This is a genomic window from Streptomyces cadmiisoli (assembly GCF_003261055.1).
In the GTDB taxonomy this organism is placed as follows: domain Bacteria; phylum Actinomycetota; class Actinomycetes; order Streptomycetales; family Streptomycetaceae; genus Streptomyces; species Streptomyces cadmiisoli.
Map to the genome: position 1 here is coordinate 7756706 of NZ_CP030073.1, position 16661 is coordinate 7773366.

Here is a 16661-nt window from a genome sequence, read left to right on the forward strand (position 1 = left end):
GCCCCGGACCCGTGCGGGAGGTCCCCTCCGCCGCGCGGCGGACCGCCGGAGCCCGACCGACCGATCGTGTCCGGCGGGTCAGTTGCGGCTGGGAGGGGCGTGGCGTCCCCCGACGAACTGCGTCACCATGAACGCCAGCACCGACGCGGTGACGATCAGCGGCATCTGGTTGTGCGCGTCCGGGCCGAGCAGCAGGATCGCGAGGATCGAGCTGGTCAGCGGCAGACCACTGACCGCGGCCGTCGCCGCCGCCGCGCCCACCGCGAGCGACGGCGCGGCGCCGAAGCCGGGCAGCCCGTTGCAGGCCAGTGCCGCAGCCGTACCGATGAGGACCGCCGGGAAGATCGGGCCGCCGCGCAGGCTGCCCAGTGCGATGCCGTAGGCCACCCCCTTGCACAGCACGAGGGCGAACAGGGCCGCCACGGACAGTTCGTGCGGGTCCGCGGCGAGAGTGCCGAGCATGATCTGACCGGACAGGGCCGCCTCCTGCGGCGAGCGGCCGGTGAGCAGCGCGTACGCGGTCAGGCAGCCGCCGACCGCCAGGGCGCACACGACGGTGCGCACGGCGGTGTGCCGCCCCGTCCACGCGGCGGTCCGGAAGCCGAGCCCCCGGGCCAGCGTGATCACGACCGCGACGAGCGCCGCGATCGGCAGGCCCCAGAGGAAGTCGCCCACGTCGGGGTAGGCGTCCGGCGGCACGGAGGTCAGCGACAGTCCGCCGGTCTTCAGACCGGTCCAGCGGCCGAATCCCTCGAACGTCAGGGCACCCGCGGCCGCCGCGAGCAGACAGGGCAGCAGCAGGACCACGAGCCGCGCGCCGCCGAGCGCGGCCGCCTCGACGACCAGCACCGCCGCCACCACCGGCCCGCCCAGGATGGTCGAGATGGCCGCGGTCGACCCCGCCGTGGCGACCAGGGCCGTCGTCGCCGGGTCCGGGGCCGAGCGCGCCCACCGCAGGGACAGCAGCGCCAGACCGCTGCCGAGCGCCATCAGCGGTGCCTCGGGGCCGAGCACCACACCGAGCGGCAGCGTCGCGAGGGCCGCCACCACCACACCGGGCAGCGCGCGCGGGCCGATCGGCGTACCGCCGAAGCCGTGCGCCGGCACGTGCCCGCCGGTGCCGGGCACCCGCGTGACGATCGGCGCCAGGATCAGCCCGGCGAGCAGCAGCGCGGGCAGGGGCCACCACCACGGCGCTTCGTCGTGGCCCAGCGTCCGGGGCAGCGACTGCCACACCCAGCGCTGGAGTTCGTGCTGGAAGCCGACGAAGAAGAAGCACGCCACCGCGATCGGGACGCCGAGCAGCACGCTGAACGACAGCAGGCCCACGTAGCGGCGGCTGAGCAGGATCGTCCGCAGCGCGGGTTCGGCCGCCGGTCCCGCGGCGGGCGCGGCTTCGGCCGGTCCGTGCCCGCCCGGCGGGTTCGACGGCCCGCGGTCAGACGGCACGCCGGCCGGCTCCCCGGCACACCGCCGACAGCAGGGTGCCGATGACGACGCCGATGGCCAGCCGGACGGCCCCGGTGCCCACCTTCGCCTCGGTGCTCACCGTCGTCGTGAACGGCATCAGCACCATTCCCGTCGTGCTCAGGGCGATGATCCAGGCGAAGAAGCGCCGGGGCCGCGCGGTGCTCAGCATCAGCAGGTGCAGCACCGCCGTCGCGGTCAGCGCGAGCACCGCCGAACCGGCGGCCAGCAGCCCCGTCGAGGCGTCCTCATGAGAGCCGTGGCCGTCCGCGGCGAGCACCGGAATGCCCATGAGTCCGCGCACCAGCAGGACGGTGGACACGGCGGTGAGGCCGGCGAACGCGGCGGTCATGATCCCGCCGGTCCACAACCGGGAGGCGTCGATCCGAGGCGCCGGCCGGCGCGCTTCGGCGGCGGCCTCGTCCGGGGTCTGCTTCGACGTCGGGGGTGGGCCAGACGGCTGGTTCGGCGGCTGCACGATCGGCCTCCTCGGTCGGGGCGGTGCGACATCCGTACCCCCGGACCGGCCCGCCGCTGCCGGACGCTGGCCCGTTCGGGGCAGGAGCACGCCGACGGCCGCCCCGCCCGGGCCCCGGCGGGCGCGCTGGTAGCGTGCCGACGCCACCGAGGGGGGAAACAGCGCATGGCTTCGCACACGTTTCGGATCGGCGGGGAACTGCTCGTGGGACGCCTCGGCTTCGGGGCGATGCATCTGCCGACCGAGCCGGCCGCGGACCGCGAGTCGGCCGTCGCCGTCGCCCGGCGCGCCGTCGAACTGGGCGTCACCCTGATCGACACCGCGCACCTCTACGGCGGCGGAGCCAACGAGGAACTCCTCGCCGAGGCGCTGTTCCCGTATCCGGCGGGGCTGCTGATCACCACCAAGGTCGGTGTGGCCCGCACCGGTCCCGGCGGCGACTGGCGGCTCGACGGCCGCCCGTCGGTCCTGCGCGACCAGGTCGACCAGGCCCTGAGGCGCCTGCGTGTCGACCGGGTGGAGCTGCTCCAGTTGCACCGCATCGACCCCGGGACGCCGCTCGCCGAGCAGCTCGGCACCCTGCGCGAGTTGCAGACCGAGGGCAAGATCGGCCGGATCGGCCTGTCGGAGGTCACGGTCGACGAACTCGACCGGGCGCGGACGATGGTCGACGTGGTGAGCGTGCAGAACCGCTACAACCTGCTCGACCGCGAGCACGAGCCGGTCCTCGAGGCCTGCGCCGCGGCGGACATCGCGTTCCTGCCCTGGCGGCCGGTCGCGCACGGGACGTCCGGCGCCCGCGAGGAGATCGGCGCCGTCGCCCGCGAACTCGGCGCCACACCGACCCAGGTCGCGCTGGCCTGGCTGCTCGCCCGGTCGCCGGTGGTCCTCCCCATCCCCGGAACCGCCCGGGCCGAGCACCTCGAGGAGAACCTCGCCGCGGCCCGCCTCAGGCTGACCCCCGCCCACCTCAGCCGGCTGGACGGCCTGGCCGAGCCGGGCTGAGCGCCGCCCGCGGCACCGGCCCGGCGCCCACGCACCGGCCCCAGGGCGCACGAACCGGGGCGGACGGCGCAGAGGCGGGAGCAGACGGCGGATCGGCGTGCGCCCTGTTACGGCCCCGCGCCGGACCCATACAGTGTGGCGCCCCACTCCGCGCCCGAACGTCCACCGGGCCGGAGCCCCGCAGCACCGGGCGGCGAGGGCCGCCCCCCGCGAAAGACACCACCCCGTGAGTTCGCTCGGGCCGCGACCGAGTGTGCGCGGCACCCGTGCGCGTCGAGAGCCGCTGGAGGCCGCCGTGTCCCGACCGTGCATCGCCCTGATCACCGATCCCACGTCGACCGAGGGCTGCGCCGACTACCTCGCCAGGGCCGTGGAACTGCTCACCGGCACGTCGCCGGTCCGTGTCGACGCGCGGCACTTCGCGACCGGCGGGTCCGGGCGCGGCGTCCCGGCCGGCGACCGCTTACGGCTGCAGGTCCCGCAGGAAGGGCTGGACCTGGTGCCCGACGTGATCGTGCTCTACGAGATACCCCCGCACCGCCGGCGCGCGCTCGCCGGTTTCCAGCGCCTCCTCGAGCACCACGACGTGGTGACCCTCGGCACCGGTGTGGCGGCCTGGCGCATCGCCACGCGGAAGGACCTGACCGTGGACCGGTTCCGCCGGGACGACATCGCCCACATGGAGACCGTGGTCCTGTCCCGGCCCGGCGTCGCCGAGGCGGCGGCCGCGTTCGACAAGCTCGGCCGGGACACCTGGGCCCGGCCCGTCGTCGGCACCGGAGGCGACGACACCTTCCACCTCACCACCGACGGCGAACTGGAGCGGGCGACCGCCTTCTACGCCGAGCGCGGCACCGACTGGCTGCTGTCCCGGGACGCGGGCAACATCACCGCCGACGGCCGGCGCCACCAGTTCCGCGTGTTCGTGCTCGGCGGCCGCGTCCTGCACGCCCGCGAGCACCTGCAGAGCGAACCCGACACCCCCTGCAACACCTGCCGGGGCGCCGTCCCCGTCCCCATCGCCCCGGCCGACCTGCATCCGCGCCTCGCCCGGCTCGCCGTCGCGGCCACCGCGTCCATGGGCCTGCCCTTCGCCGGCGTCGACCTCGCCGTGGAGAACGGCGGCGTCGTCTTCGAGGTCAACGTCCAGCCCGCCTTCGTGGACGGCGAACTCCCCACGGTGGCCGTGCCCTACATCGAGGCCCATCTGAACGCCTGGGCGGCCGGGCGCGGGTTCCGCCCCGACACGGCACTGCCCGCCTGAGAACCTCACGCCTGGGTTACAAAGGGCTCAACCTCTGGTGTCGGCGGAATGATCCGGTGACGATGGACCCATGACTCTGGCCCAGCGCGCCCTGGAGCGACTGCAGGCCTGGCCCGACCTCACGGCGGGACCGGCCAGTTGCGGCACAGGGCGGGCAGTTCGCTCCGTTCGCAGCGAGATCGCCCACTTCCACACCCCTCACGACGTGGACCTGTATCTGGCCGGCCGGGCGATCGGGCGTTTCGCCGACGACCTCAGGGAGTCCACGGCCATCCGTCTGGTGCCCGGCTCCCGGTGGGTCACGGTCCACCTCGACTGCGACACGGACGTCGACCTGCTGCTCAGCCTGGTGAGCGTGGCCCTCCAGGCCCACCAGGACCTGCCCGCGGAGGCGTCCGCCGGCGGCTGCAACTTCCGCCGGGTCACGGTGCTGCGCCGCGACCCGGCCGGAACGGCACACCCCGTGCCGTAGACCGCCATTCCCCCTCGTCACCGGCGTGGGCCGCACCGCCCGGCCCGCCCGCGGAGGGAGACTGCTTGCGCACGGTGCCGGGATCCGCGCCACGGACCCCGGCCGGCCGCCTGCTGCGTGAGGAGCACCGAGGTGACGGGCTGGACCTGGGAGTACGAGGGCTACGAAGCCGCGGACGAACGACTGCGGGAGTCGCTGTGCACGCTGGGCAACGGCTACTTCGCCACGCGCGGCGCGTTCCCCGAGTGCTCCGCGGACGACATCCACTACCCGGGCACGTACGTGGCGGGCTGCTACAACCGGCTCACCTCGGACGTCGCCGACCGCCGCGTCGAGAACGAGGACATGGTCAATGTCCCCAACTGGCTGTCGCTGCGCTTCCGGCTGAGCGGCCGGCCCTGGCTCACCCCCGACACCGCGACCGTGCTCGAGCACCGCCTGGTGCTGCATCTGTCCTCGGGTGTCCTGGAGCGGCTCACCCAGTACGGGCTCGGCAACGGCCGGGCGCTGACCGTGCGGCAGCAGCGGCTGGTGCACATGGCGGATCCGCACCTGGCCGCGCTGCGCACCGAGTTCACCGCCGACGGATTCAGCGGGGAACTGCATGTCGAGGCCGCCCTCGACGGCGGCGTCACCAACGCCGGAGTGCCCCGCTACCGGGACCTGGACGGCCTGCACCTGACCCACGAGCACGCCGGTACCGCCGAACACGACACGGTGTGGCTGCGCTGCCGCACCCGCACCTCCGACATCCGCATCGGCATGGCGTCCCGCCTCGGCGCCGACGCGCCCGTCACCGTACGGCACGCCCGCCCCCGTACCACGCAGCGGACCCGGCTGCGGCTGACGCCCGGCCGTACCGCCACCGTCGACAAGACCGTCGCCCTGCACACCTCGCGCGACCCCGCCATCAGCGACCCGCTGCACGCCGCCGTCGCCCGGGTCGGCCGGGCACCCGGCTTCGACGATCTGCTGCGGACCCACCGCACGGCCTGGGCGCAGCTGTGGCGCCGCGCCGACCTGGAGGTTCCGGGGGAGGCGGGCCGCATCCTGCGCCTGCACCTGTTCCACGTCCTGCAGACGCTGTCGCCGCACACCGCCGACCTGGACGTGGGCGTGCCCGCGCGCGGGCTGCACGGCGAGGCCTACCGCGGGCATGTCTTCTGGGACGAACTGTTCGTCCTGCCCTACCTCAATCTGCACTTCCCCGAGGTCTCCAGGGCCCTGCTGAACTACCGCCACCGCCGCCTGGAGCAGGCCTGCACCGCCGCCCGGGCCGCCGGCCGCCGGGGCGCGATGTTTCCCTGGCAGAGCGGCAGCGACGGCCGCGAGGAGACCCAGGAGGTGCACCTCAATCCGCGCTCGGGCCGCTGGCTGCCGGACCACTCCCGCCTCCAGTACCACGTCGGTTCGGCGATCGCCTACAACGTGTGGCAGTACTGCGAGGCGAGCGGCGACACCGAGTTCCTGCACACCAACGGCGCCGAGATGCTGCTCCAGATCGCCCGTTTCTGGGCGGACGCGGCCACCTACGACGAGCCGCTGGGACGGCACCGCATCAAGGGCGTGGTCGGACCCGACGAGTACCACGACGCCTACCCGGACGCCGCGAAACCCGGCCTTGACGACAACGCCTACACCAACGTCACCGCCTCCTGGGTGCTCACCCGCACCCTGGAACTGCTGCACGCGCTGCCCGAGCCCCGGCGCCGCGAACTCGCCGAGCGGACCGGGCTCGACGACGACGAACTCCAGCGGTGGGACGAGGTCTCCCGCACCCTGCACGTGCCCTTCCACCAAGGTGTCATCAGCCAGTTCGAGGGCTACGGCGACCTCGCCGAACTCGACTGGCACGGCTACCGCCGGCAGTACGGCGACATCCGGCGCCTCGACCGGATCCTGGAGGCGGAGGGCGACACCGTCAACCGCTACCAGGCCTCCAAGCAGGCCGACGTGCTGATGCTCGGCTACCTGTTCTCACCCGGCGAACTGCACAGCCTGTTCACCCGGCTCGGGCTGCGCCTGGACGACGAGACCTGGCGGCGCACCGTCGACCACTACCTGCACCGCACCAGCCACGGCTCCACGCTCAGCGGTCTGGTGCACGGCTGGATCCTGGCCCGGGCCCGGCGCGCCGAGGCCTGGCAGTTCTGCCAGGAGGCCCTGCGGGGCGACATCGCGGACGTGCAGGGCGGCACCACCGGCGAGGGCATCCACCTGGGAGCCATGGCCGGCACCCTCGACCTGGTCCAGCGCGGACTGACCGGCCTGGAGACCCGCCACGGAGCGCTGTGGCTCGACCCCGTCCCGCTCCCCGAGCTGTCCTCCTACGGCTTCAACCTGCTCTACCAGGGCAACTGGGGCGTGCGGCTGCAACTGCGGCACGGGCAGCTGGAGATCACGGTGCCGTCCTCGGACGTGCACCCCGTCGACGTACGGCTGCCGGGCCGTGCGGTGCGCCTCGCTCCGGGCGAGACCGGCCGGCTGAAGCTCCCGGACTGACCCCGACGCCGCCGCACCGCACGGCGACGCCCTCGCGGCCCGCCGAGATGTGAAGGACACCTCGATGACCACGCAGAACGCGATCAACTGGCCCGTGAAGTACCTGCCCGGCACCGGCGACAACTTCGTCTCCAACGAGGTGATCGTCAAGGACCTGAGAGCCGCGAGCGTCTGGCGCTACCTCGTCGACACGGGCAGCTGGGAGTCGTACTACGACAACGTCGCCGACATCGCCTTCCCGGACGGTGACGGTCCCGTGCTGAGGGACGGCGTCCGCTTCCGTTTCGCCACCTTCGGCCGGCCGCCCCTGGACGCCCGTGTCGTCGAGTTCCAGGTGCCCGCGGAAGGCCTCCCGGGACGGCTGTCCTGGACGGCCCGGCAGGGCGGCAGGCCCGAGGAGCGGCTCGACGTGCTGCACGCCTGGCTGGTGGAGGACCTGCCGGGCGACCGGGTGCGGGTCCTGACCCAGGAGTCGCAGATCGGCGAACCGGCCGCGGCGCTGGCGCTGGTGACGCCGAACCCGATGCTCAACGGCCACCAGGCCTGGCTGGACGGACTCGTCCGCGCGGCGGCGGGCCGCTGACCCGCCTGGTCGAGGCAGCCGACCCGACGCGCCGGGCGCACCCCGACGCGCGGGCCGCACCGTGCCGGTGGCATCGTCGGAACCGACCGCCTCGGGCACCTCCACCGGCGCGGCAACGGCATCGCAGAGCAAGAGGAGTTCGACGTCATGACCGACACGCTCACCGTCAGCGTCCTGGGCACCGGCATCATGGGCGCCGCCATGGCCCGCAACATCGCCGCCGCCGGACACACCGTCCGAGCCTGGAACCGGACCCGTGAGAAGGCCGAGCCGCTGGCCGCCGACGGCGCCCACATCGCGGACACCCCCGCCGAGGCCGTCGAGGGCGCGGACGTCGTCCTGACCATGCTGTACGACGGCCCCTCGGCCCTGGAGGTGATGCGAGAGGCCGCCCCGGCGCTGCGTCCCGGTACGGCGTGGGTGCAGTCGACCACCGCCGGCATCGAGGCCATCGGCGACCTGTCCGCCTTCGCGGCGGAGCACGGGCTGGTCCTCTACGACGCGCCGGTGCTCGGCACCCGGCAGCCGGCCGAGGCCGGACAGCTGCTGGTCATCGCCGCGGGTCCGAGCGAGGGCCGGCAGGTGGTCGAGCCGGTGTTCGACGCGGTCGGCGCCCGGACGCTGTGGACCGGTGAGGACGCCGCGGCCGCCAGTGCGACGCGGCTGAAGCTGGTAGCCAACAGCTGGGTCCTCGCGGCCACCAACGCGGTCGGCGAGGTCCTCGCCCTGGCGAAGGCGCTGGACGTGGCACCGCAGGGCTTCTTCGACGTCATCGCCGGCGGCCCGCTCGACATGGGCTACCTGCGGGCGAAGGCCGGGATCATCCTGGACGACAAGCTGACGCCGGCCTCGTTCGCGGTCAGCACCGCCGCGAAGGACGCCCGGCTGATCGTCGAGGCGGGGGAGGCCAACGGGGTCCGCCTGGACGTGGCGGCGGCGAGCCTCGAACGGTTCTCCCGCGCCGCCGCGCAGGGGCACGGCGAGGAGGACATGGCGGCCGCGTACTTCGCCAGCTTCGAGGGGGACCGCGCGAGCGGCTGACGTAGGCTCCGAGGCATGCGGATCTCGGTCTCCTCGGACATGGACGAGCCGGTGGCCCGCCGGCTCGTCGCGGAACTGCGCGACCGGGGCCACGACGTGCTCACCCACGGTGCGCTGCGGGCCGGCGACGACCCGCAGTGGGCGGCCTGCTCGGCGGCCGCCGCGCGGGACGTCGCCGACGGGACCTCGGAACAGGCGGTCGTGTGCTGCTGGACCGGCACGGGCGCGTCCATCGCCGCGAACAAGGTGCCCGGGGCGCGTGCCGCGCTGTGCACGGACGCCTACTCGGCCGACGGTGCCCGCCGCTGGAACGACGCCAACGTCCTCGCGCTCAGTCTCCGGCTGACCTCCGAGCCGCTTCTGACGGAGATCCTCGACGCGTGGTTCTCGGGGGAGCCCAGCGAGGACGCGGACGACCGGGAGAACATGGCCCGCGTCCTGCGCATGGACGAGCCTTCCTGACCGACCCCGTTACAGCGGGGCGACCGTCTCTACGGCGCGGCGACCTGCTCAGTGCGCGCCGAGGCCTCCGCCGCCGAACGAGCCGCTGCTGCCGCGGCTCCAGCGTGGTCGGTCCTTGGAATCACTGGGCCGGGTCTGCATATTGCTCAGCTCGTACGGGGTGAGCGCGCGACCGCCCTTGGGCACCTTGGGCACCTCGTCGGGCTCCCGGTTCTCCCGGATCTCGTACACCGGGCCGTCCAACGGCATCTTCGGCTGATCCTCGGGGCGGGGGCGCGGGGGCTCGCGCAGCTTGATCCGGTTGCCCATCCAGAAGCTGCCGGCCAGCAGTGCCAGCACGGCGATGGCGACCAGGAACAGCACCAGGCTGATCAGGCCGCTCGGCGCGGCTATCTGCATCGATGAGGTACTCATATCGGGAAAATACCCCCAAAAGCGGCGATCAACCCGTTCGGCCGCGTGCCGCGGGTGCGAAAGTCCCGCGGGTCCACGGGGGTGGATTTCGGCCCGGAAGCGCGCGCCGGGGGTTTGGTGGCTGCCGTCCCGGCAACCCGCGCAGTGTGACGGCATCGCAACAGGAGCTCATCCGCTTCCTGGAGGACCGCTTCGCCTGCGCGCAGGCATGCACGGAGTGTGCGCGGGTGTGCGCGCTGCGCGCGAGCCTGGTGGACTCGGACGGCGCCGGGGGTCAAGAGCTCGTACGACGCAAAGGGATCATGTGCGCGGAGGTCTGCGACGCGACCTGCCGGGTGCTCTCCGAGCAGAATCTCGTGGACGAGGACGGGATCCGGATCCAGCTGGAGTGGTGCCGGGCCCTGTGTCTGGAGTCCGCCCGCGTCTTCGACGGCCTGTCCGACGCCGAGGACGCCGCCGCGGCGTGCCGCGCCTGCGCTCGGGCCTGCACGGGCTTCCTGGACACGCTGGGGTGAGCTGAGCCCGGCGCCCGCCCGTCCCGTGCCACGGCCATTCCCTATTTCTGAAACACGTTCTACCGTGTGCGCCGTCAGGACCGGCCTTGGGGAGCCTGGAGGCGCCGTGCATCTCGACTACACACCCGAGCAGCAGCGGCTGCGCACCGAACTGCGCGCCTACTTCGCCGAGTTGGTACCGGACGACGCCCACCTGCGGCACGCCGACCGGACCGCGCAGAAGCGCTTCTACCGCGAGACCGTCCGCCGGCTCGGCGCGGACGGCTGGCTGGGCGTGGGCTGGCCCGAGGAGTACGGCGGGCGCGGACTCACCCCGACCGAGCAGTTCGTCTTCTTCGACGAGGCCGCGCAGGCGGGCGTACCGCTGCCGCTGATGGCCCTCAACACGGTCGGTCCGACGATCATGCAGTTCGGCACGGAGGAGCAGAAGGCGTACTTCCTGCCGCGGATCCTCTCCGGTGAGATCGACTTCGCGATCGGCTACAGCGAGCCCGACGCCGGTACCGACCTGGCCTCCCTCAAGACACGCGCGGTGCGCGACGGCGACGAGTACGTCGTCGACGGGCACAAGATCTGGACCACCAACGGGGACACCGCGGACTGGGTGTGGCTGGCCGTCCGCACCGCCTTCGGCGATCCCGCCGCCCCACCGCACCGCGGCATCACGATGCTCCTGGTGCCGACCGGCGACCCCGGCTACTCCTGCACCGTCATCAACACCCTCGCCGGGCACGACACCACGGCCAGCTACTACGAGAACATCCGGGTGCCCGTCTCCCGCCGGGTCGGAGAGGAGAACCAGGGCTGGCGGCTGATCACCAACCAGCTCAACCACGAGCGCGTCACCCTCGCCGCGCACGGCACCATGGCCATCCGCGCCCTGCACGACGTCCAGCGCTGGGCGACGGAGACCAAGCTCACCGACGGCCGCCGGGTGATCGACCTGCCCTGGGTGCGCCGCCGGCTGGCGCAGACCCACACCCGACTGGACGCCCTCAAGCTGCTCAACTGGCGGATGGTCAGCGCCGTCCAGCACGGCACCCTGACTCCGCAGGACGCCTCGGCGGTCAAGGTGTACGGCTCCGAGGCCCGCCGGGACGCCTACGCGTGGCTGATGGAGATCGTGGGCTCCGTGGGCGCCCTCCAGGAGGGTTCGGCCGGCGCGGTCCTGCGCGGCGAACTGGAGCGCGGCTACCGCTCCGCGGTGATCTTCACCTTCGGCGGCGGGAACAACGAGATCCAGCGGGAGATCATCTCCTGGATCGGCCTGGGGATGCCGCGGGTACGGCGTTAGCCTTCCGGCATGGCGGCCATCCAGGCGGGCGACCCGGGACTGTTCGGCCCGGACTCCGTGACCTGGCAGATGCACGGCGACCCGATGATGTGGATCGCCGGCATCCGCGCGCTCTACCTCCAGGCCCTGCATCCGCGCGCGGTACGCGGCGTCATGCAGAACTCCGACTTCCGTCGCGACGCCTGGGGCCGGCTGATGCGCACCGCGAACTTCGTCGGCACCACGACCTACGGCACCACCGAGGCCGCCGAACGGGCCGGCGCCCGCGTCCGGAAGATCCACCGCATGCTGCGGGCGACCGACCCGGACACCGGCGAGGAGTACCCGATCGACGAACCCGCGCTGCTGCTGTGGGTGCACTGCGCGGAGATCGACTCGTATCTGCACGTCCTGCGCCGCTCGGGATTCCCGCTCACCGACGCCCACGCCGACCGTTACATCGGCGAACACCGGGCCGCCGCCCGTCTGGTCGGCCTCGACCCCGGGGCCGTTCCGGCGGACCGGGGCGAACTCGCCGCCTACTTCGAGACGGTGCGGCCCGGACTCGCCGCAGGGTCCGAGGCACGGGACGTCGACGACTTCCTGCGGAGCCCGCCGACGCACCCGCTGCTCGTACCGGCCCGCGGCACGCTGTGGCGGCGCGTCGCCGGACTCGCGTACGCCTCCCTGCCGCCGTACGCCCACGAGTTGTACGGCCGCCCGGCTCCCGGCCCTTCGACCGTCACCCGCCGGCTGCGGCTCACCGGCGCCCTGCTGCGCGGCGTCCCCGCCCGTGTGCGGTGGCAACTCCCGCCCCGGCACATCCTGCGCGCCATGGAACGACTCGGTCCCGGCAGCCGCCCGGCACCGTACAAACTCGAACCAAACGCCGCCATACTGGACGGGCCAGGGGAGGGCGCGGCGGACAGCGACGGGGGCGACGGCACGCGATGGGGGAGAGCAGGCTGATCCAGGGCCGGTACCGGCTGCTGGACCTGATCGGGCGCGGGGGCATGGGCGAGGTGTGGCGGGCGCGCGACGAGTCGCTCGGCCGGCACGTCGCCGTGAAGTGCCTCAAACCCCTCGGCGCGCACCACGACCAGTCCTTCACCCGTGTGCTGCGGGAGAGGTTCCGCCGTGAGGCCCGGGTGGCCGCCGCGCTCCAGCACCGCGGTGTGACCGTCGTCCACGACTTCGGTGAGTCCGAGGGCGTCCTGTTCCTCGTGATGGAACTGCTGGAGGGCCGCAACCTCAGCCAGTTGCTGGAGGACAACAAGCACCATCCGCTGCCCGTCCCCGACATCGTCGACATCGCCGACCAGGTGGCCGCGGCCCTCGCCTACACGCACCGCCAGGGCATCGTGCACCGGGACCTGAAGCCGGCCAACATCGTGCGGCTGAACGACGGCACGGTGAAGATATGCGACTTCGGCATCGCCCGCCTCGGCCACGACATCGGCTTCACCTCGCGGCTGACCGGCACCGGTATCGCCATGGGCACCCCGCACTACATGTCGCCGGAGCAGATCGGCGGGCACGAGGTCGACCAGCGCAGCGACCTGTACTCACTGGGGTGCGTGCTGTACGAACTCGCCACCGGCGTCCCGCCGTTCGACCTCGACGACGCCTGGGCGGTCCTCGTCGGCCACCGGGACACACCACCCGAACCGCCGCGCAGCCACCGCAGCGAGCTGCCCGCCCACCTGGAGCGGATCATCCTGGACCTGCTGGCCAAGCTGCCCGAACAACGCCCGCACGACGCAGCCGAGGTGGGCCGGCGGATCAACGCGGGCCGCACCGCGCCCGCGTACGTGCCGACGGTCGTCACCGGACCGCCGCCCGCGGCGGCCGTGCGCGAGCAGCGGCTGCCGTCCTGGACCCGCGGCATGACCACCGGTCACAAGGCGGCCGGCGCCGCGCTGCGCAGCACACCCCCGGACGCCGGGGCCGCGCTCACCAGCGAGTGGATCGCCCGTCCGGACACGGCCGCGGGACAGGGCCCGGCTCCGGTGCCGCCGCCGCCGGCGCCGTCGGCGGCGGTGCTCACGGCGCTGGCAGGGCGGCACAGCGCGGGCCTGAGCCTGGGGCGGCTGGGCCGGTGGACGGAGGCGGGCGAGGTGCATCGCGCGGTCGCCGCCGAACGCGAGCACCTTCTCGGCCCGGACCACCCCGACACCCTCGCCAGCCGCTACGAGATCGCCTACGCACTCGGCCGCACCGGCCGGCCGGCGGACGCGCTGCGCGGGTTCACGCAGGTCGCCGAGGCCAGGGAGCGCGCGTTGGGCGCCGACCACCCCGACAGCCTCGCCGCGCGGCAGGAGATGGCCTACGCGCTGGGCCGGCTGGGCCGGCCGTTCGACGCGCACCAGGAGTACACGCGGGTGCTCGCCGCCCGGGAGCGCACCATGGGGCCGGACCACCCCGACACCCTGCGCTGCCGGCACAACCTCGCCTTCAACCTGGGCCGGCTGGGGCGGCTGGAGGACTCGTACCGGATGGCGGCGCAGGTCGCCGAGGCCCGCGCCCGGGTACTGGGCGCCGGCCACCCGGACACGCTGGTCACACGGTACGAGGTCGCCTACGCACTGGGCCGGCTCGGCCGCTGGCCGCAGGCGCTGGACACCTACCGGGAGGTGGCCGAGGCGAGGGAGCGCGCGCTGGGCGCCGACCATCCCGACACCCTCGCCGCCCGCTACGAGGTCGGGATCAGCCTGGGCCGGCTGGGCCGCGGCGCGGAGGCGCTGACGCTGTACCGCGGTCTGGTCGGGGACCGCGCCCGGGTGCACGGCCCGGACCACCCGGAGACCCTGCGCGCCCGGCACGGCCTCGGCGTCAACCTGGGCCGGCTGGGCCGCTGGGAGGAGGCGCTGGCCGAGGCCCGAGACGTCGGCGCGATCCGCGAGCGGGTGCTGGGCCCGGACCATCCCGACACCCTGGTCAGCCGTCGTGAGGTCGCCGTCGGTCTGGGCTGGCTCGGCCGCTGGGCGGACGCGCTGACCGAGTACCGCGCGGTGGCCTCCGCCCGCGAACGCATCCTGGGCGCCGCCCATCCCGACACCCTCGCCGGCCGCAACGACGAGGCCCACTGCCTGGAGCAGCTCGGCCGCGCCCAGGAGGCCGTCGAGCTCTACCGCAAGGTGGCGACCCTGCGCCGGCAGCAGCCGTCCGGCCCGTCCTGACCGACGCCCACCGGGCCGCGCCCGGCAGGCCGGCGCTCGCGGGAGGACGGCTCGGGCAGCCACCGTGCCCGCAGCCGAGAGGAGACGGCCGGTCAGCCGCCCGCCGGCCCGGCGCCGCCGACCGCCCGCCGTCACACCGCACCGCTCCGGGAAGCCCGGCGTGTTCAGTCCGCCGAGGCCGTCCAGCCCGTCGCCGTGATGCGGGCCCCGTCGGCGGGGCGTGCCTCGTCGAAGAGCACCTTGCGGCCGGCCTCGACCCGCAGGGCGTCGACATACGCTCCGCGGCCGACGTACAGCCGGTCGGTGGTGTACCGCCAGCGCAGGGTGAGCCCCGCGGCCACCGGGAGTTCCGCCGTCAGCCGGTGCCAGACACGGCCCGAGTAGCCGGTGGCCAGGCCCGCCGGGTGTTCCTCGGGCGCCTCACCGCGGCGCTCCGTCGTGAACGGCACCGTCTGCCAGGTCTCCCCGCCGTCCGCCGAGGACTCCAGGAAGAGGCCGTCGGCCCGTGGCTCGGTGTCCCACCACAGCGCGCAGCGCAGCCGGGCCCCGCCGGCCGCCGTGTCGAGCGCGGGCAGCGTCAGGGTGGCCGTCGTCGCGCTCGCCGTCCCGGAGTACCAGGCGGTGCGCCCGCGTGCCGGACGGACCGGTACGGCGCGCGCCAGATGGGTGGCGGCCGCCACCCGGGGCGCGGAGCCCGAGCGCCAGCTGCGCACCGGGTGGACCGAGTTGCCGAGCACGACGAGGAAGGAGTCGGTCGTCGGATCGAGGACGAGCGAGGTGCCGGTGAAGCCGGTGTGCCCCGCGGTGCGCGGTGTGGCCATCGCCCCCATGTACCAGTGCTGGTACAGCTCGAAGCCCAGGCCGTGCTCGTCGCCCGGGAAGTCGGTGTTGAAGTCGGTGAACATCAGCTCCACCGACTCCGGCCGCAGGATGCGGGCCCGGCCGTAGGTGCCGCCGTTGAGCAGCGTGCGGCCGAGCACCGCCAGGTCCCAGGCGCACGAGAACACCCCCGCGTGGCCCGCGACACCGCCCAGGCTGAAGGCGTTCTCGTCGTGCACCTCGCCCCACACCAGTCCGCGGTCGAGCCCGGACCAGGGCTTGCGGGCGTCCTCCGTGGCGGCGATCCCCGGCCGCCAGGAGGCCGGCGGGTTGAACCGGGTGCGGCGCATGCCGAGCGGAGCGGTGATCTCGTCGTGGAGGAGCGTGTCCAGCGGGCGACCGGTGATCTTCTCCAGGACGAGCTGAAGGGAGATCAGGTTGAGGTCCGAGTAGAGGTAGGTGCTCCCCGGCGCGTTGAGCGGTGCCTCGTTGCAGATGAGGCGGAGCTTCTCCTCGTAGGTGGGGGCGTTGTACAGCGGGATCCAGGCACGGAAGCCCGAGGTGTGGGTGAGCAGTTGGCGGACGGTGACGTTCTCCTTGCCCGCGCCGGCGAACGGCGGCAGGTAGGAGGCGACCGTGGCCTCCAGGTCCAGCGTCCCTCGCTCGATCTGCTGGACGGCGAGGATCGAGGTGAACAGCTTGGACACCGAGGCGAGGTCGAAGACGGTGTCCTCGGCCATCGGTATCTGCTGGTCGGCGGGGAACTCGACGCCGGTGTCGGTCGTCTCGTCGTACGCCGCGTAGCGGACCGCCATGCCGATCGGCTCGTGCAGTGCCACGGTCGCGCCGCGTCCGGCGAGCAGCACGGCGCCCGAGTACCAGGGGTACTTGGGGGAGGGGCCGAGGAAGGCCCGCGCGTCGGTGACGAGCCGGTCGAGATGGGTGCCGAGCAGTCCGGCGCGCTCCGGGGAGCCGCGGCGCAGGGTCGTACGACGTGATCCGCGGGGCGCCGCCGCGGCCGGCCCCGCCGGCAGGGGGGCGAGGGCGAGCGCCCCGCCCAAGGCCATTGCACCGGCGCCCAGTTGACGGCGGGTGAACCCGGTCGCCATCTCTTCGCCCATCGAGGACCCTCCCGCACGCAGTCTATGAAAGTAATTTCCGAGATCGCCTTGCGGAGTGAAACTTTC

The 16661-nt window shown here is 73.7% G+C and carries 15 protein-coding genes; 11 read left to right on the top strand and 4 right to left on the bottom strand.

Annotation, left to right across the window (positions count from 1 at the left end):
• Window positions 1-78 precede the first annotated feature (78 nt).
• Together DN051_RS34205 and DN051_RS34210 are read right to left on the bottom strand one after the other, a co-directional pair.
• The gene (locus tag DN051_RS34205; RefSeq protein ID WP_112440523.1) at window positions 79-1449 is read right to left on the bottom strand and encodes a chloride channel protein; all 1371 of its coding nucleotides are present in this window, start codon (window positions 1447-1449) and stop codon (window positions 79-81) included.
• Entirely contained in the window at window positions 1439-1945 is a 507-nt protein-coding gene (locus tag DN051_RS34210; RefSeq protein ID WP_199314738.1) for a DUF6069 family protein, read from the bottom strand. Before DN051_RS34210 ends, DN051_RS34205 begins: the two co-directional genes overlap by 11 nt.
• A gap of 165 nt (window positions 1946-2110) precedes the next feature.
• On the opposite strand from DN051_RS34210, the gene DN051_RS34215 reads away from it, so the two are divergent.
• From DN051_RS34215 to DN051_RS34245, 7 genes are all read left to right on the top strand, one after another.
• Window positions 2111-2950, top strand: coding sequence for an aldo/keto reductase (locus DN051_RS34215; RefSeq protein ID WP_112440525.1), 840 nt, complete (start codon window positions 2111-2113; stop codon window positions 2948-2950).
• Window positions 2951-3245: 295 nt separating this feature from the next.
• Entirely contained in the window at window positions 3246-4214 is a 969-nt protein-coding gene (locus DN051_RS34220) for an ATP-grasp domain-containing protein (RefSeq protein ID WP_053761786.1), read from the top strand.
• A gap of 70 nt (window positions 4215-4284) precedes the next feature.
• Complete coding sequence (locus DN051_RS34225) at window positions 4285-4686, top strand: luciferase domain-containing protein (RefSeq protein ID WP_112440527.1); 402 nt, start codon at window positions 4285-4287, stop codon at window positions 4684-4686.
• A gap of 132 nt (window positions 4687-4818) precedes the next feature.
• Entirely contained in the window at window positions 4819-7188 is a 2370-nt protein-coding gene (locus DN051_RS34230; protein WP_112440529.1) for a glycoside hydrolase family 65 protein, read from the top strand.
• Window positions 7189-7252: 64 nt separating this feature from the next.
• A complete protein-coding gene (locus DN051_RS34235; RefSeq protein ID WP_112440531.1) occupies window positions 7253-7771 on the top strand; it encodes an SRPBCC family protein in 519 nt (172 codons plus the stop codon).
• 147 nt (window positions 7772-7918) lie between these two features.
• Window positions 7919-8812, top strand: a complete 894-nt coding sequence (locus tag DN051_RS34240) for an NAD(P)-dependent oxidoreductase (RefSeq protein ID WP_112440533.1) — start codon at window positions 7919-7921, stop codon at window positions 8810-8812.
• Between the two features lie 15 nt (window positions 8813-8827).
• On the top strand, window positions 8828-9274 hold the full coding sequence (locus DN051_RS34245; RefSeq protein ID WP_053761791.1) for an RpiB/LacA/LacB family sugar-phosphate isomerase: 447 nt from the start codon (window positions 8828-8830) through the stop codon (window positions 9272-9274).
• 48 nt (window positions 9275-9322) lie between these two features.
• On the opposite strand, the gene DN051_RS34250 is transcribed toward DN051_RS34245, so the two are convergent.
• The gene (locus DN051_RS34250; RefSeq protein WP_199314739.1) at window positions 9323-9688 is read right to left on the bottom strand and encodes a DUF6479 family protein; all 366 of its coding nucleotides are present in this window, start codon (window positions 9686-9688) and stop codon (window positions 9323-9325) included.
• Between the two features lie 146 nt (window positions 9689-9834).
• Between DN051_RS34250 and DN051_RS34255 the strand changes: the two genes are divergently transcribed.
• The 4 genes from DN051_RS34255 to DN051_RS34270 all read left to right on the top strand — a co-directional run bounded on the left by DN051_RS34255 (window position 9835) and on the right by DN051_RS34270 (window position 14655).
• Entirely contained in the window at window positions 9835-10203 is a 369-nt protein-coding gene (locus tag DN051_RS34255) for a four-helix bundle copper-binding protein (protein ID WP_112440535.1), read from the top strand.
• 106 nt (window positions 10204-10309) lie between these two features.
• The gene (locus DN051_RS34260; RefSeq protein WP_053761794.1) at window positions 10310-11497 is read left to right on the top strand and encodes an acyl-CoA dehydrogenase family protein; all 1188 of its coding nucleotides are present in this window, start codon (window positions 10310-10312) and stop codon (window positions 11495-11497) included.
• Between the two features lie 9 nt (window positions 11498-11506).
• The gene (locus DN051_RS34265; RefSeq protein WP_053761795.1) at window positions 11507-12445 is read left to right on the top strand and encodes an oxygenase MpaB family protein; all 939 of its coding nucleotides are present in this window, start codon (window positions 11507-11509) and stop codon (window positions 12443-12445) included.
• Window positions 12427-14655 (top strand): serine/threonine-protein kinase, encoded by a 2229-nt coding sequence (locus tag DN051_RS34270; RefSeq protein ID WP_053761796.1) that lies wholly within the window; start codon window positions 12427-12429, stop codon window positions 14653-14655. The genes DN051_RS34265 and DN051_RS34270 overlap by 19 nt, the downstream gene beginning before the upstream one ends.
• 164 nt (window positions 14656-14819) lie before the next feature.
• Here the strand turns inward: DN051_RS34270 and DN051_RS34275 are convergent, their stop codons facing one another.
• On the bottom strand, window positions 14820-16595 hold the full coding sequence (locus tag DN051_RS34275) for a serine hydrolase domain-containing protein (protein WP_112440537.1): 1776 nt from the start codon (window positions 16593-16595) through the stop codon (window positions 14820-14822).
• Between the last annotated feature and the right edge of the window lie 66 nt (window positions 16596-16661).

Coding starts and splice junctions, on each gene's coding strand:
- DN051_RS34270 (WP_053761796.1), top strand. CDS start 12,427: ATGGGGGAGAGCAGGCTGATCCAGGGCCGGTACCGGCTGCTGGACCTG.
- DN051_RS34250 (WP_199314739.1), bottom strand. CDS start 9,688: ATGAGTACCTCATCGATGCAGATAGCCGCGCCGAGCGGCCTGATCAGC.
- DN051_RS34245 (WP_053761791.1), top strand. CDS start 8,828: ATGCGGATCTCGGTCTCCTCGGACATGGACGAGCCGGTGGCCCGCCGG.
- DN051_RS34265 (WP_053761795.1), top strand. CDS start 11,507: ATGGCGGCCATCCAGGCGGGCGACCCGGGACTGTTCGGCCCGGACTCC.
- DN051_RS34215 (WP_112440525.1), top strand. CDS start 2,111: ATGGCTTCGCACACGTTTCGGATCGGCGGGGAACTGCTCGTGGGACGC.
- DN051_RS34235 (WP_112440531.1), top strand. CDS start 7,253: ATGACCACGCAGAACGCGATCAACTGGCCCGTGAAGTACCTGCCCGGC.
- DN051_RS34275 (WP_112440537.1), bottom strand. CDS start 16,595: ATGGGCGAAGAGATGGCGACCGGGTTCACCCGCCGTCAACTGGGCGCC.
- DN051_RS34240 (WP_112440533.1), top strand. CDS start 7,919: ATGACCGACACGCTCACCGTCAGCGTCCTGGGCACCGGCATCATGGGC.
- DN051_RS34225 (WP_112440527.1), top strand. CDS start 4,285: ATGACTCTGGCCCAGCGCGCCCTGGAGCGACTGCAGGCCTGGCCCGAC.